This is a genomic window from Allocoleopsis sp. (assembly GCF_036703385.1).
Lineage (GTDB): Bacteria > Cyanobacteriota > Cyanobacteriia > Cyanobacteriales > Coleofasciculaceae > Allocoleopsis.
In genome coordinates this window covers 1-15514 of sequence record NZ_DATNPA010000396.1, presented here as the reverse complement: position 1 = coordinate 15514, position 15514 = coordinate 1, and the positions used below count along the sequence as shown (strand labels likewise).

Genomic DNA, 15514 nt, shown 5'->3' with positions numbered 1-15514 from the left:
ATTTCAGGATAGTTGGCACGGCCTCGGCAAGGGTAGTGGCGTCCGCCAGAACGCGAGCGATCGCATACTGTATGCGTTGACGCTGTTCAACTCGTTTGCGATCGCTCAGGTTGAGGATGAAGCTGATTACATTCTCTCTGGACTCATCTTCTAATAGAGCAGACCCGACCAAAATCGGAACCCGATGACCCTCTTTGCTGATGTATGCCTTTTCGTAAGGAGTATGCGCTCCTCTGGTTCTCAGCTCTTCTAGGGCTGGCACATCAAGATGGCGTAAATCAGGTGGCGTCATGTCGTCCCAACGTACCCGCCCTGCTAGTAGGTCTTCACGGGTATAACCCATCATCTGCAAAAAAGCGTCGTTTGCTTCGGTAATCGCACCGCCTGTATCGGCTGAGATTACCCCAATGATGTTGGACTCAACCAAGCGCCGAAACTTAACTTCACTGGCTTGCAGCCGTTGGAGACTCACTTGGGTTCGCTCTTGGGCCGTGCGCAGTGCCGCACTCAGTAGGCCGATCATCAGCGCGACTAGGATGAGTACAGTAAACCGAAACAAGGTATTCGGGCTGGTAAAAGCCAGTGAATACAGCGGAGGCAGGAATAAGTATTTAGTCGCAACAGCTGCCAATGTTATACATAACAGCCCCGCTCTCAAGCCACCGTAAAAGGCACTCACCATCACAGCTGGGTAAAACAGCGCGAAAAAAGTTGGCGACATGAGTGGTTCCAGGAGCCACGTCAGCAACAGCGCGATCGCAAAAGCCAGGACAGCAATGCTATAGGGATACAGTTTGGCACGCACGACTCTCAACATATTCCGTTCTCCTCATTGTCTACCAGAGGAGCGGTTGCCTGTTTGCGCAGCCTACAGGGAGTTTCTAGCGCATCAGCAAAACTGAGCGCTAGAAACTTCCTATTCATCTGAAAAATACTAAACTCAAAAATCCTTACCACGCTTTCCCCAGCCTTGGTCGTTGCTGCTTAAACTGAGGATAAAGCGCACCCTCTAACTTTGGATATATATCATGAGTCTGATCTTTTTTGAACACCTCAAATCAATAGCCCTAGCACATACAGCTAGAGCTTGTGGCTTAGTTAAATGAGCAATATTACTATTTTTGCTCATCACAAATTGAGTTTAATTCAATTATTGTATGATTACTTTCTGTACGATATGAACCAAATTCAATATCCTCCAGCATTGTGGTTTTGATTTCAGGTTGCCAACCTAAATCCGCTTCAGCCTTTGTGCATGAAACCTGATTGTTGATTGAGAAAAACGTGGTCAAGAACAATCCCCATTCCTGGATGGCTTCTTCCCTAGACATTGCTTTCATCCCACAACCGAGTAGATGAGCTACTGCTTGGGTGATCGCTTTCATGGTAATTCCTGACTCGGAAACAGCATGATACACAGCTCCAGCTTGTCCTTTTTCTAAAGCAAGCACATACAATCTTGCAACATCATCTACATGGATGGCTGAGTATTTGTAATCGCCCGGTTCAACATAACGTGCGATGCCCACTTGCTGTGTGTCCTTGATCAGAATGGGAATAAATTGACTGCTTCCATGCCCATAGACAAAGATGGGTAGACGTATGGCAGCGCTACGAATATTTTGCTTTGCCGCTTGAAGAATGGTTTGCTCAGCAGCAGCTCTGGGGACTAGCGCATTTTGGGATGCCATGATTTCACTATCATCGATAATGCAATCGCCCGTGTCTCCTAACAATCCCGTTCCAGAGGTTGCAACAAAGGGTTTTCCAGATTCAGCCAAGGCTTCGACAAAGGTTGCAATGACTGTTTCCTCAACTTTGATCGCCCCTTCAAAATCACTATAGTCGTGAATAAAGGCGGTATGAATCACGCCATCTGCTGAACGTGCTGCTTGAGCTAATAGTTCAGTGTCTCGTAAATCACCCAGCAGGGGTTCAATGCCACGCTGCCTCAATTTGTTAGCCGATGCCTCTGTTCTAGCCAAACCGACAACCGTGTGTCCTCCTGCTTGCAACTGTTCACCCACCAGTGATCCGACATATCCTGTTGCGCCTGTTAGAAAAACGTGCATCGTTGCTCTCCTGATCAAGTGTCTGAGTAGGAATTCAAAACCTTGATTTCAACGTATCAAGCCGCTCAAGCTAGTACCAGTTTGAACTTATACTAGTATTGGTAGTGCTAAGTTCAGGTTAGAAGTCAAGCGATGACGAGCAATCAGCCACACCTAAAAGAACTCGCTGACTTCCTCAAATCTCGTCGCGATCGTCTGACCCCTGCGGCTGTGGGTTTACCAAGCGGAACACGCCGCCGCACTCCTGGATTAAGACGCGAAGAAGTGGCTCAGTTGGCAAATGTCAGCACAACCTGGTACACATTTCTGGAACAAGGGCGCGACATTCGAGTGTCTACCCAAGTATTAGAAAGCCTTGCTCAAGCTCTACGATTAACGTCTGATGAGCGAACCCATTTGTTCATGTTAGCGTTGCAGCAACTACCACCAGAGATTCCGCATGGAAAGAGTGCCGTTAGCCCTGCAATTCAGCACATGCTGGATCATTTGGAGTTTTGTCCAGCTTATGTAACAGGGTATCGCTTCGATATTCTGGCTTGGAATCAAGCAGCTTGTGCTTTGTTTGGAGACTTTAGCAGCATGACGACCAGAGAGCGCAACAAAATCTGGTATTTTTTCACCAATGCTGCTTACCGCCAGATGCTCGTGGATTGGGAAGGACATGCTCAGTTGATATTGGCGCGGTTTCGCAGTATATGTGGGCGTTATCTGGGAGATGCTGAACTCATTGAGTTAGCAGAGGATATGCAAAGAGTGAGTCCTGAATTTCGGCAGTGGTGGTCACAACACGAAGTTCAAGGACAGCCCAAAGGATTCAAGGCATACGAGCATCCGCTTGTAGGACGGTTGGAGTTTGAATACTCTGTGTTTCAAGTAATAGAGGCACCAGAATTAACGCTTGTCGTTTATACTCCTTTACCTGAGTCTGGTACAGTTGAGCAGCTCCAGAAATTGAAAACCTCTATTGATATATATGGGTGAAGTATCGCTCCAATCGTGAAATACCAGCCGATGCAACCATCCCCGTGACGAAAGAATCACACGATTAGAAATCGTGTGATTGTCAACTTAGAAGTTGCTGTGGTTAGCGATCGCATCCTTCATTCTCTCAATCACATCTGCCACAGGAAGACCACCTAAATCTTTAGATTGCCCCCCTGCACCCCGAACGCGAATACTGAGAGTATCAGACTCGACTTCCTTCTCGCCTACGACTGCCATCACCGGGATTTTTTGCTTCTCCGCGTTGCGAATTTGTTTGGGTAAGCGATCGCCACTAGCATCCACTTCAGCACGAATACCTTGCGATCGCATCTTATCGGCAACCTCTTTGGCATAAGGCAAGTAAGCGTCACTCACTTGCACGATTCGTGCTTGCACTGGCGCTAACCAGAAGGGGAAGTCCCCAGCATACTCCTCAATCAAAATCCCAACCAATCGTTCCAGAGAACCAAACGGCGCACGGTGAATCATCACTGGACGCTTCCGAGTTCCATCTTCTGCAACATATTCCAAATCAAAGCGTTCTGGCAGGTTGTAATCGACCTGAACTGTACCCAGTTGCCATTCGCGATCAAGGGCATCATGGAAGATAAAATCTAGCTTCGGTCCGTAGAAAGCCGCTTCTCCAATGCCTTCAAAGTGTTCCATCCCCAGCGTTTCCACAGCACGGCGGATGGCATTTTCCGCCTTATCCCAGGCTTCATCTGAACCGATGTATTTATCCGAATTGGGGTCGCGGAAACTCAAGCGAGCTCTAAAGTTAGAAAGCCGCAGCGTTCTGAACACGGATAGGGTTAAATCGACCACACTCAAGAATTCCGCATCGAGCTGTTCTGGCGTTACAAACAGGTGAGAATCATCCTGAGTAAATCCTCTGACTCGTGTTAAGCCTCCCAATTCTCCAGATTGCTCATAGCGGTAGACAGTCCCGAATTCAGCAAGGCGCATCGGCAGTTCTCGATAAGAACGCAACTCGCTCTGATAAATTTGGATATGGAAGGGGCAATTCATGGCTTTGAGAACAAAGCCTTCATCCTCCGATTCTCCCATCATCGGGAACAAGTCTTCTTTATATTTCTGCCAATGCCCAGAGGTTTTGAACAGTTCCACTTTCCCAATATGGGGGGTTACCACCTGCTGATAGCCCCGTTTGAGCTGTTCTTGCTTGAGGAAGTCTTCTAGAATACTGCGTACTACAGTTCCTTTGGGCGTCCACAGGGGTAATCCAGGCCCAACCTGATCGGAGAAGATAAATAAGCCTAGTTCTTTACCCAGTTTGCGGTGGTCACGTTTGAGTGCCTCTTCTTTGCGGCGCTTGTATTCAGTTAACTGCTCCGGTGTCTCCCATGCCGTACCGTAGATACGTTGCAATTGGGCTTTCGTTGCATCACCTCGCCAGTAAGCCCCCGCAACGCTTTCTAAGTCAATCGCTTTCGGGTTCAACTCACTGGTATTTTCCACATGAGGCCCCGCACATAAATCCCACCACTGCTCACCCAGGTGATAAATCGTAATGGGTTCTTCGAGTCCTTCCAGGATTTCTAGCTTGTAAGGCTCATTAATTTCTTTAATCCGGCGTTCGGCTTCGTCTCGGCTGACCTGTTCCCGAATCACGGGCAACTTGCGGTTGATGATTTTAATCATCTCTTTTTTGATAGCCTTCAGGTCTTGCTCAGAAAACGACTCTGGGTTGTCGAAGTCGTAATAAAAGCCATTCTCAATCCAAGGGCCAATCGTCACCTGTGCCTTGGGAAAGAGCTTCTGCACCGCCATTGCCATCACATGGGAGGTTGTGTGACGAATCTTCTTCAAGGACTCGGATTCGCTGGTGCGAGGCAGATGAATTCTTTCAGGCTGCTCTGGAGCTTCTATGTTAGGCATGGGCGACTGTTCCATGAATAGATTTTCTGTCTTTAAAAAATTGATTACATCTCTCTGCCTCCATGATACAGACGTTGTTTTTCCAATGGCTGCTGACGAGAGTCTCAAAGAATGTGTCCGAGTTGTGAAGAAATGTAAAGGTTGTTAAGATATGATTTAAATGAAAAAGCTTCTTAAATTTATGCATCAATCTCAGCCATCCGAACAGGAATTACTGAAGTCTGTATTACAGCCTCTATTAGAAGATTTTCAATATTGGTTTTCGCGATCGCGCTCTTTATTAGAAACTGAAGATATTCCTTTCTTGAGTGACCAGCAACAATCCGATCTACTGACACGAGTCAGAAACGCCCAGCAAGAAGTTAGTACAGCTGTGATGCTATTCAACGCGACCGATGGTCAAGTGGGCATTGAAACCGCTACGCTTGTTCCCTGGCATCGGTTGGTCAGCGAGTGTTGGCAAGTGGCGAGGCAGTGGCGCTCTAGTTCCCCGCTACCCCCCACCAAGGATATTGCAGATGATAGCGAACCTTGATCCCCAGGATTGAGCAAAAATCTAGCTGACCAGTGATAAGCTGAACTAACTACTGATAAAAAACCATTTCATATCCACTATCTAGTCAAGAGCTTTACAGGAAAACTATTTAGTTTGGAGGACGAGGCTATGTTACACCTTCTTTATCTTGTTGCCTTTACAGTAATAGCATTTCTAGCGATCGGAAATTTACTGCGCAGCCTATTGACAGTGAGTAGAGATTCCCAACGCCGTTACTCACAAGCGGGCCCATCACCCACCGATTGGGGGCATTCGCCACTGATGCCTTCTCGTTCTCGATACAATACCGTGCCGCACCCAGAACTTTTGGATGAAACCGGTAATCCCATCAACGAGCCACTACTGGTAATGCGCTCCATGACCCTTGAAGACGCCCGCGCCCGGTTAGATGTCCTATTCAATTCTTCTCCGGGGAGCCCCACTGAGAAGCCTGAAGAGAGTTAAAAAAATATATGAAGGACAAAAATACTCAGACTGAACACTTTTCTTGGGTTTTAGGCTCCCTCCAATTAATCGGGTTCGTGACCGAGAATTTATATGTGTAAGGGCGAGTAATACGCCCTTAGAGTTTCCTGACAGGTGATGAAGTCGAAGTTGAATACTTCATACTTTATCTGTGGCTACCGCCTCCGATAGCGGTTGCGGATTTCGTTGCGGATACTCCAGCGCAAGTTATTGATGTTTTCCCATAGAGCTTTCACCATGAGCAAGGCAAACACTAAAGCAGCGACGCTCATAGCTGTTGCTTGAGTTGTAACTTGTGGGGCACGAGCTACGTAAAAAATGAGATAAAAAGCGGCACCAACAACAGCGGCAATCAGGGCGGCTTTGAGAGCTTCAACCAGAAGAACGCCTAGAGCAAAGAGTACTGATTGGCCTCCGGTCAGGAAAACACCAAAGGCTCTAGTCAGTTCCCCCCCATAACTCCAAAGCAGCCAACCCATAAAAGCGATCGCAGCAAAAATTAAAATAACATTAAGGACCCACATTAAACATCTCCATAGAATGATTGAAAGCTAGCAGCCGCTAACTCAGTTTTTAAGGAAGAGAAATACATTATTCAAGTATTACCGCCACTTCGTTCTACCGTCCAAACAACTGGCTAGTAAACAGTGAACAGTGACTAGTGAACAGTGACCCGTGAGCAGACTAAATACTTAGTGTTTATAGGATTAAGGTAGATTGGCAAGCTGGTCATTTATTTCTACCTCGCTGCGCTAGGCAAAAGTTCGCCACGATATATCCAAAATTATTGTTAAAAAATCTAGCTCTAAGCTGATGTTGTGTTATGAGCAGAGCCGATAAGCTCACGAGAGCATACTTTTCAACGCAAGGGCAATTAGTCCGGCGGCATCTGACTCTAATGCCAAACGTGTGAATATTTACATTCTCGATCTGCTAGTTATTGGCTTACTATTGCTGGGAGTCACCTTAGGCTCTGGCTGGATTTCGCGTTTACCTCTGTCCTATGCTCTGATTTACCTGGTCGTTGGTATCGTCCTCGGACCCTATGGTATACAGTTAATTCAACTGCGCCCTGATGCAGAATTTCTAGAACGGCTGACAGAATTTGTTGTGATTGTCTCAGTTTTTGGTTGCGGTCTCAAGATGAATCGCCCCCTCAAACTGTGGGCTTGGAACACAACAGCACGGCTGATTGGGTTTTTGATGCCCATCTCGATTTTAGCCATTGCTGCGACCTGTCATTGGCTGACTGGTTTCGACTGGGGGGCTGCGATTTTGTTGGGAGCCATTCTGGCACCAACTGACCCCGTTTTAGCTTCAGAAGTGCAGCTTGCCCACGTTAAAGATAAGGATGAATTGCGATTTGGTCTGACTTCCGAAGGGGGTTTAAATGATGCTCTGGCGTTCCCCTTTGTTTATTTCGGGGTTTATTGGCTCAAGGATAGTAACTGGGAAAAGTGGTTTAGACAATGGGTAGCCGTCGATCTGATTTGGGCGATCGCATCTGGTATTGTGATGGGAATTGTGGTTGGCAGAGCTGTCGTCTGGATTGATCAAAAAGTTCAAGGCCTCCGACAAGCTGATCATGTGATGGAAGACTTTGTTGCCCTCAGTACGATTTTGCTCACATATTCCTTAACAGAATTGGTCAATGGCTATGGGTTTCTTGCGGTTTTTGTTGCCGGAGTAGTCGTTCAAGCGAATTATTCCCACGACCAAGAAAAGCGCCTTGCTCAACTAGAATTCACCGAGCGAGTAGAAAAGTTGCTAGAGGTAGGAACAATTTTGATTTTGGGGTCGCTGTTGCTACTCGACCCCATCATTAAATATTCAGGTCAAGCACTTTTGGTCGCTGGCTTGTTACTATTTGTAATTCGACCCGCCGGAGTTTGGCTCAGTATGCTTGGCAGTCGCATCCCAGCACCTACTCTTTTGCTCTTTGGTTGGTTTGGAATTCGTGGCGTCGGTTCCCTCTATTATCTGACCTATGCCTTCGGTCACGGTTTACAAAAAGAAACGGGAGAGCAGATTGCTTGGATTACCTATATTACAGTCATCATCTCCGTCATTTTGCATGGAGTTACTGCCACACCTTTGATGAAATGGTATGAACGCCACATCAAGGGTACTAGCAAAGACGTAACTCCAGTAACCGAGCTTGATGAATCTTAAAGCCATAGCGGTTGATTACGGCTCAAGATTTTAATTTTCACTTTTTCCGTGGTGTTTGCTGCGTTTCCTGTGGTAACCTGCGGTAAAGCTCTACGCCTCTACGTAAATAAATCACAACTCGAATCAGATTGCTATAGATAGTATGCTATTCATTTGTGTGTAGCTGTGTCTATCTGTGGTTGAAAATTTTTGGGAGTCATGTGTAGGACATTAAGAGGAAAACGTATTACACCAGAATCATTCCTGGGGTTAAGTGTATTCTTGTTTACAACTGAGGCACTGTTCGCACAATCTCCTTGGCAATCACAGCGTTTGCCAGTTCGATTTGGCTTGTTGCTAATATGTTAGCCTAACTCACAGTAATATCTGTTGGAGTTAGGCGTTTGTAGAAAACGTTAATGGCTATTTGAGACCGGAAAAGATTACGCCATGCCTGGTTTAGGCGCATAGTATATTACCCAACCCAGCAAGAAAACTTGCTATGACTAGTAATATGATTACACTCCCCGGCTACCTCATCATTAACCTCATCTACGACGGCTCACGCACGCAAGTTTATCGTGGACAACGGATATCAAACCAACAGCCTGTTGTCATCAAAATCCTCAAGAGTGAGTATCCCGCCTTCACTGAACTACTGCATTTCCGCCATCAGTACACCATCACTAAAAATCTCAACTTACCCGGAGTTATCCAATTTTATAGCTTAGAAAACTATCGCAACGGGTTTGCCCTGGTTATGGAAGATATGGGTGGCGTGTCTCTTCAAGAATATATCACAGCGCAAACCTTGGAACTGGGCGAATTTCTACACCTTGCCATTCAGATTGCCCAAGCGCTAGAAGGGCTGTATCAAAACCGTGTGATTCACAAAGATATTAAGCCCCAAAATATCCTAATTAATCCTGAAACTAAACAAGTTAAACTCATTGATTTCAGTATCTCTTCCCTGTTACCCAGAGAAAACCCAGTTCTGCAAAATCCTAACGGGCTTGAAGGTACTCTTGCCTATATGTCGCCCGAACAAACGGGTAGGATGAATCGAGGGATTGACTACCGCACTGATTTTTACTCCTTGGGTGTCACCCTTTACCAATTACTGACAGGTCAGTTGCCCTTCTGGAGTCCTGACCCAATGGAGTTAATCCACTGCCATATTGCCAAGATAGTTACTCCTCCCAACGAAGTGAATCCAGGCATTCCCAAGATGGTGAATAATATCATCCTCAAATTAATGGCTAAAACCGCAGAAAACCGCTATCAAAGCGCCTACGGAATTAGACATGATTTAGAAATTTGTTTGCAACAATGGCAAACTCATGGGACGATTAACCCGTTTGAATTGGGAAAACGGGATATTTGCGATCGCTTCGTGATTCCGGAAAAACTCTACGGTCGAGAAACCGAAGTCGCCACTTTACTGGCTGCCTTTGACCGAGTCGCTAAAGGCAGCACCCAAATGATGTTAGTGGCAGGCTTCTCCGGCATTGGCAAAACCGCTGTCGTCAACGAAGTTCACAAACCCATTGTCCGGCAACGCAGTTATTTTATTACTGGTAAATTTGACCAATTCAAGCGTAATATTCCCTTCTCAGCTTTAGTACAAGCTTTCCAAAATCTAATCCAACAATTACTGGCAGAAAGCCCTGCTCAGCTACAACAATGGAAAGCCAAAATCTTATCAGAATTAGGAGAGAATGCTCAAGTCATTATTGATGTCATTCCCGAACTTGAGCGGATTATTGGTAAGCAGCCACCCGTCCCCGAACTATCAGGTAGTGCCGCTCAAAATCGCTTCAATTTGCTCTTGCAAAAATTTATTGGTGTGTTTACCACGCAAGAACATCTCCGGACTTCGTCTCGCTACGCGATGACTAAAACTCCGCTGGTCATTTTCCTAGATGATTTGCAATGGGCAGACTCAGCCTCATTAAAGCTGATACAACTATTGATGAGTGAAAATGATAAGGCCTGTCTACTTTTAATTGGGGCTTATCGGGATAATGAAGTAAGCCCTGCCCATCCCTTAATGCTAGCTTTAGCAGAGATTCGTAAAGCTAAAGGAGCCAAGCAAGATGCTGATTCCACAGTTAATCAAATTACTCTAAGACCTCTCGATCAGCCTACCCTAAATCGTCTGGTTGCTGATACTTTATCGTGTTCTAGAAAACGAGCGATGCCTCTAACAGAGTTGGTAGTCCAAAAAACGAAAGGCAACCCGTTTTTTGCTAACCAATTTTTAAAATCTCTATATGAAGATGGCTTAATTACTTTTAACTTTAGTCAGAACTATTGGCAGTGTGATATTGCTCAAGTGAGAGCGCTATCTGTCAGTGATGATGTAGTAGAGTTTATATCGTCTCAGTTGCAGAAGCTGCCTTTAAATACCCAAAATCTTTTGAAACTAGCCGCTTGTATCGGTAACTCTTTTAATTTAAACACTCTGGCAATTATTAATGAAAAATCTCAGGTAGAAACGGCAACTGAATTGTGGAAAGCTCTGCAAGAAGGTTTAGTTATTCCGAGCAGTGAAGTTTATAAGTTCTTTCAGTTGGATGGGAATGGGCAAGAATCACCCCAATTGTCCATGACCCATGACCGATTACCCAGTTATAAATTTCTACATGATCGGGTGCAGCAAGCGGCTTATTTTTTGATTTCTCCCGATCAAAAACATTCAACTCACCTAAAAATAGGTCAATTGCTGTTGAATAATACTCCGCGAGAACAGCGGGAAGAGAAAATATTTGAAATTGTCAACCAATTGAATATGGGGGCGGAATTAATCCAAGAACGCCACGAACGAGAGGAACTTGCGCAGTTGAATTGGCTTGCCGGTCGCAAAGCGTTAAGCGCAACGGCTTATAGTGCAGCTGTGGGATATTTTACTGTAGGGAGGGAATTTTTAAGGTGCGATCGCTGGCAGACTCAGTATGAACTGACACTCGCTCTTTATGTAGCGGCGGCAGAGAGTGCGTACCTGAACACTGATTTTCAGCAGATGCAGGAATTAGCGGATGTGGTAGTCAACAACGCTAGAACGCTGCTGGATAAGGTGAAGGTTTATGAAGTCCAACTGGCGGCCTGTACAGCACAGGTCAAACCCAAACAAGCCGTTGAAATGGGGTTAGAAGTTCTCAGGTTGTTGGGGGTCAGTTTTCCGCAACAGCCAAGTCCCTTAGATATTCAGCAGAAACTTGAAGAAACAGCTTCACTCTGTACTGGAAAAAAAATTGAGGACTTAATCGACCTACCAGAAATGGTAGAGCCAGATAAGCTAGCTGCACTACGTATTCTCTCCGGTTTAGTTTCTCCGGCTTATATTACAGCTCCAGCACTGCTGCCACTGATTGTGTTGGAAATGGTTAATTTATCGATTTATTATGGCAATGCTCCTTTGTCTGCCTTTGCTTATGCCTTGTACGGACTCATCTTAAGTGGGGTTGTTCTAGAGATTGAAATAGGTTATAAATTTGGGAACTTGGCGTTAAATGTAGTAGAACGTTTAAACGCCACTGCCCTGAAAACCAAAGTCTTATATACGGTTGCAGCACATATATTGCATAGCAAAAGTCATCTCAAATACGCCTTGCCCCTTTTACAGGAAGGTTACTCTAGGGGGCTGGAAACGGGTGAATTAGAATGTGGCTATTCAGCAAAGGAGAAATCTCAATTTTCTTATTTTATTGGTCTAGAACTCACAGAGCTTGAACAGGAGATAGCGATCTTTAGTCAGGCTCTAGTTCAAATCCGCCAAGAAGCGGCGTTAAATTATAATCAAATCATTCATCAAGCGGTTTTAAACTTGCTGGGTCGGTCTAAAAATCCATGCCGTTTAATCGGTACAGCTTACAACGAGGAGCAAATGCTACCGTTTCATCGGGAAGCCAATGATCGAAACGGACTCCACTATTTTCACTTTCACAAACTGATTATCTGCTATCTATTTGGAGAAGTCCAGCAAGCTTTAGAAAATGCCATCCAAGCCGAACAGTATTTAGATGGAGTGACAGGGATGCTCAATGTACCCCTGTTTTACTTCTATGATTCTCTAGTGCGCATAGCTGTTTATCCAGATGCCTTACCCTCAGAACAGGAACAACATCGGGTCAAAATCAACTGCAATCAGGAAAAAATGAAGCGATGGGCGCATCATGCGCCCCAAAATTTCTTACATAAGTTTTACCTCGTTGAAGCCGAGCGGTGCAGAATTTTAGGTCAAAATGTTGAGGCGATCGATTACTATGATCGCGCCATTGCTCTGGCGAAAGAACATGAGTACATTCAAGAAGAAAGTCTCGCCCACGAACTCGCCGCCAAATTCTACCTAGCTTGGGGTAAAGAAACAATTTCCCAAGCTTACATGATTCATGCTTATTACGCTTATGCTCACTGGGGAGCCAAGGCAAAAGTTGATGACTTAGAAAAACACTACCTACAATTAATAGCTCCTATTTTACAACGTGAAAAAACGAGTAGAAGTGTTAGCGGGAGTCTTTCCCACCTCACGACCGAAATTGCCTCTAGTAGCCTGACAGAGGCTTGCCAAGCTTTAGATTTATCTTCAGTGTTCAAAGCCTCTCAAGCCATTTCTCAAGAAATTGTCCTTGATAAATTGCTTTCAACGTTGATGCAGGTGGTAATTGAGAATGCAGGTGCTCAAAAAGGCGTTTTCATTTTACACAAAGAAGGCCGTTTAGTCATAGAAGTTATTGCGCTGAGTAGCCCAACTGAAGTTAGAGTGTTCCCCTCCATTCCCGTCGAGTCTAGCCAAGAGATTCCGCTCAGTGCAATCAACTATGTTCAACACACTGGAGAGACTTTAGTACTCGATGATGCCAATCGACAAACTAACCTGGCAGCTGACCCCTACATCATTGAACATCAAACTAAATCGCTTTTGTGTACTCCTATTATCCATCAAAGCAAGCGGCTTGGCATTCTTTATTTAGAAAATAATTTGATGGCGGGTACTTTTAATAGTAACCGAATAGAAATTTTAAGATTGCTGTGCGCTCAAGCGGCTATCTCACTGGAAAATGCCCATTTATATCAACAATCTCAAGTTTATGCTCAGCAGCTAGAACAGTCGGTGCAACAACTCAAACATGCTCAACTGCAACTGATTCAGAGTGAAAAAATGTCTACGTTGGGTCAATTAGTAGCGGCTGTTGCTCACGAAATTAATAATCCCGTTGGCTTTATCACGAGCAATCTAGGTTACGCCCAGGAATATGTTCAGGGCATACTCAATCTTTTGCAGCTGTATCAGCAGAAATTCCCTCAACCAGGGGATGAAATTGCGCAAGAAATTGAATCCATTGAATTAGCCTATCTCATGGAAGACTTGCCTAATATCCTTGTCTCCATGAAGGAAGGAGCAGAGCGTATTCGTCACATTAGCACAAGCTTAAAAACCTTCTCTCGTTCCGATACATCAGGTCAGGTGGCTTTCAATATTCACGAGGGGATTAATAGTACGCTGACGATTTTGAAATATCGGCTAAAAGCGAATGATCAGCGTCCGGCGATTGAAATTATTAAAGAGTATGGGGATTTACCGCTAGTCAAGTGCTACCCCGGACAACTCAATCAAGTGTTTATGAATATTATTGCCAATGCTATTGATGCCTTAGATGAGTTAAATCAACATCGATCTTATGAGGAAATTCAAACCAATCCCAATCGAATTACGATTCGCACAGAAGTGTCAGCGGACAATAATAGCATTGTGATTCGGATTAAGGACAATGGTTTTGGGATGTCAAAAGAAGTCAAACAGCAGTTATTTGAACATTCATTCACTACGAAACCGGTAGGGCAAGGAACGGGGTTAGGCTTGTTGATTTCGCGTCAGATTGTGGAAGAAGCACATGGCGGGAAATTGACGTGCAGTTCAATACCGGGACAAGGGACGGAGTTTGCGATCGCTCTTGGCCGACACTAACTGAATCCTGATAAATTATGAATGATGTTGGCTAGTGAACCAACGTGCTAGTGATGCGATCGCTAAAATATTGCTGATACAGCTCGCAGCTAATTGTTACCCGATTCCCTTGCAGGTTGACTAGCCCCATCCTCTGCAACTTAAAGCCTTTGACTTGCTCTAACTCCACTGGCTCTCTTGTGCTTAATACTCGGTTAAACGCAGCTGTTAGTTCTGGATTCTGTTGCAGATTTCTGAGGTGCCGATGCAAGTGATCGCTATAAATTCCCGTATCGGTTGCCGCCGTTTTTATCAGTTCCTCTAAGGTCACCTCCTGTCGTGCCAAATGGTATAAGGTTAGTCGTACCAGATAGGGATGACCCGCTACGAGCTGCATTAGCTGAGCCAGTTGCTTGGCGTTTAACATCAGTCCATGACACTGGGCTAAGCCGTCTATCTGTTGTGGGGTCAACGATTCCAACTCAATTCCTAACCCAACATTAAAAGGAGATTGATTAATATCTAAAGGAACATAAACTTCTGTCGATTGCACCAGTACTAATCGGAGCTTTTTCCAGATAGGCTCGACTTTAGCTCTCTCGTGCCATGATCGCAGCAGAGTCAGAAATTCTTGAGCAACCTGAGCTTTCTCAAAAAGTACGCTCACCTCCTCTAAAGCCAGAACAATCGGATTGGAGATAGACTCCAGGAGATGTTCCTGAATATAGAGGGTGCAACTCATCTTACTGCCCAGATCTTCATCCCAATAGTCGTCAAGCTTTGGTTCTAGCTTGAGTTGTCGAGTTAGGCTGGCACAGAACCAACGCAGCAATTTATGCAAATTGTTGAGAACGGTTTCTTCAGCTTGCTGGAAGTCCAAGAGTGTGGTTTTGTAGCCCTGCTGGAGAGCATGGACAAGAATCCGACAGGAGTTACGCATTGACAGGAAGAAAATCAGGTGTGTGAGCGGTGAGTGGCTTAGTACGGTTTTCCAGAATATATTCACGAATAACTGCTTTGAACAAATTTCTTTGGACTTCGTACCAATTGCTAATTAGATTTTCGACTCTCATAAATTCCAACTGAGTAAAAGCTCGGAGTGCACAAAAGATGTGGGTTTTGATTGCCTTGGTATCTCTAACCCTAAAGCGCTCAAGGCTACAGAGCTGCTTGGTAGCTCGATGATAGCTTTCAATACCCCAATGGCTATCATGAAAGCGTTGAAAGTCCTGCCTGGTTGTTGGCTCTAACTCCTGGGATTCGGAAAAAAATAAGATGTAGTGTCTATCGTCTTCTTTTTTGAAGACTGTCCTAAACAACTTGACAAAGCCAAACCCTTTGAGATGAGTGACTAATCCCTGTTCTGGAATCTCAAGATTCTGCACCTGACTGTCGTGGTGGGGTTGAGGCGAAACTGTTCTATCTTTGGCAATACCGAAC

Annotated in this window: 10 protein-coding genes and 1 pseudogene; 5 read left to right on the top strand and 6 right to left on the bottom strand. The window is 45.1% G+C overall.

The features are described from left to right. Positions 1-817 (bottom strand): DUF4118 domain-containing protein (locus V6C93_RS19610; RefSeq protein WP_333478352.1); only part of this gene is annotated, 817 nt, incomplete at its 3' end. 298 nt (positions 818-1115) lie between these two features. Next, positions 1116-2072, bottom strand: coding sequence for an SDR family oxidoreductase (locus tag V6C93_RS19605; protein WP_333478351.1), 957 nt, complete (start codon positions 2070-2072; stop codon positions 1116-1118). Between the two features lie 132 nt (positions 2073-2204). On the opposite strand from V6C93_RS19605, the gene V6C93_RS19600 reads away from it, so the two are divergent. Continuing rightward, complete coding sequence (locus tag V6C93_RS19600; RefSeq protein ID WP_333478350.1) at positions 2205-3053, top strand: helix-turn-helix transcriptional regulator; 849 nt, start codon at positions 2205-2207, stop codon at positions 3051-3053. An 87-nt stretch (positions 3054-3140) separates the two neighbouring features. On the opposite strand, the gene thrS is transcribed toward V6C93_RS19600, so the two are convergent. Next, the gene (thrS, locus tag V6C93_RS19595) at positions 3141-4970 is read right to left on the bottom strand and encodes a threonine--tRNA ligase (RefSeq protein WP_333478349.1); all 1830 of its coding nucleotides are present in this window, start codon (positions 4968-4970) and stop codon (positions 3141-3143) included. Positions 4971-5136: 166 nt separating this feature from the next. Here thrS and V6C93_RS19590 point away from each other — a divergent pair, with 166 nt between their 5' ends. Together V6C93_RS19590 and V6C93_RS19585 are read left to right on the top strand one after the other, a co-directional pair. Continuing rightward, positions 5137-5490, top strand: coding sequence for a DUF2605 domain-containing protein (locus V6C93_RS19590; protein ID WP_349262771.1), 354 nt, complete (start codon positions 5137-5139; stop codon positions 5488-5490). Between the two features lie 129 nt (positions 5491-5619). Beyond that, positions 5620-5955 carry a DUF2973 domain-containing protein gene (locus V6C93_RS19585; protein WP_333478347.1) on the top strand — a complete coding sequence of 112 codons (336 nt, stop codon included), beginning with the start codon at positions 5620-5622 and terminating at the stop codon, positions 5953-5955. 176 nt (positions 5956-6131) lie between these two features. On the opposite strand, the gene V6C93_RS19580 is transcribed toward V6C93_RS19585, so the two are convergent. Continuing rightward, positions 6132-6500, bottom strand: a complete 369-nt coding sequence (locus tag V6C93_RS19580; protein WP_333478346.1) for a hypothetical protein — start codon at positions 6498-6500, stop codon at positions 6132-6134. A 385-nt stretch (positions 6501-6885) separates the two neighbouring features. Here V6C93_RS19580 and V6C93_RS19575 point away from each other — a divergent pair, with 385 nt between their 5' ends. Further along, positions 6886-8148, top strand: a complete 1263-nt coding sequence (locus V6C93_RS19575; RefSeq protein ID WP_333478345.1) for a sodium:proton antiporter — start codon at positions 6886-6888, stop codon at positions 8146-8148. Between the two features lie 481 nt (positions 8149-8629). Next, positions 8630-14095, top strand: coding sequence for a trifunctional serine/threonine-protein kinase/ATP-binding protein/sensor histidine kinase (locus V6C93_RS19570; RefSeq protein WP_333478344.1), 5466 nt, complete (start codon positions 8630-8632; stop codon positions 14093-14095). 31 nt (positions 14096-14126) lie between these two features. On the opposite strand, the gene V6C93_RS19565 is transcribed toward V6C93_RS19570, so the two are convergent. Then, positions 14127-15014, bottom strand: coding sequence for an AAA-like domain-containing protein (locus V6C93_RS19565; RefSeq protein ID WP_333478343.1), 888 nt, complete (start codon positions 15012-15014; stop codon positions 14127-14129). After that, positions 15007-15514 (bottom strand): annotated as a pseudogene (locus V6C93_RS19560) (IS701 family transposase); the annotation flags it as partial. The gene V6C93_RS19565 and the pseudogene V6C93_RS19560, both read right to left, overlap by 8 nt.

Coding starts and splice junctions, on each gene's coding strand:
- V6C93_RS19605 (WP_333478351.1), bottom strand. CDS start 2,072: ATGCACGTTTTTCTAACAGGCGCAACAGGATATGTCGGATCACTGGTG.
- V6C93_RS19600 (WP_333478350.1), top strand. CDS start 2,205: ATGACGAGCAATCAGCCACACCTAAAAGAACTCGCTGACTTCCTCAAA.
- thrS (WP_333478349.1), bottom strand. CDS start 4,970: ATGGAACAGTCGCCCATGCCTAACATAGAAGCTCCAGAGCAGCCTGAA.
- V6C93_RS19590 (WP_349262771.1), top strand. CDS start 5,137: ATGCATCAATCTCAGCCATCCGAACAGGAATTACTGAAGTCTGTATTA.
- V6C93_RS19585 (WP_333478347.1), top strand. CDS start 5,620: ATGTTACACCTTCTTTATCTTGTTGCCTTTACAGTAATAGCATTTCTA.
- V6C93_RS19580 (WP_333478346.1), bottom strand. CDS start 6,500: ATGTGGGTCCTTAATGTTATTTTAATTTTTGCTGCGATCGCTTTTATG.
- V6C93_RS19570 (WP_333478344.1), top strand. CDS start 8,630: ATGACTAGTAATATGATTACACTCCCCGGCTACCTCATCATTAACCTC.
- V6C93_RS19565 (WP_333478343.1), bottom strand. CDS start 15,014: ATGCGTAACTCCTGTCGGATTCTTGTCCATGCTCTCCAGCAGGGCTAC.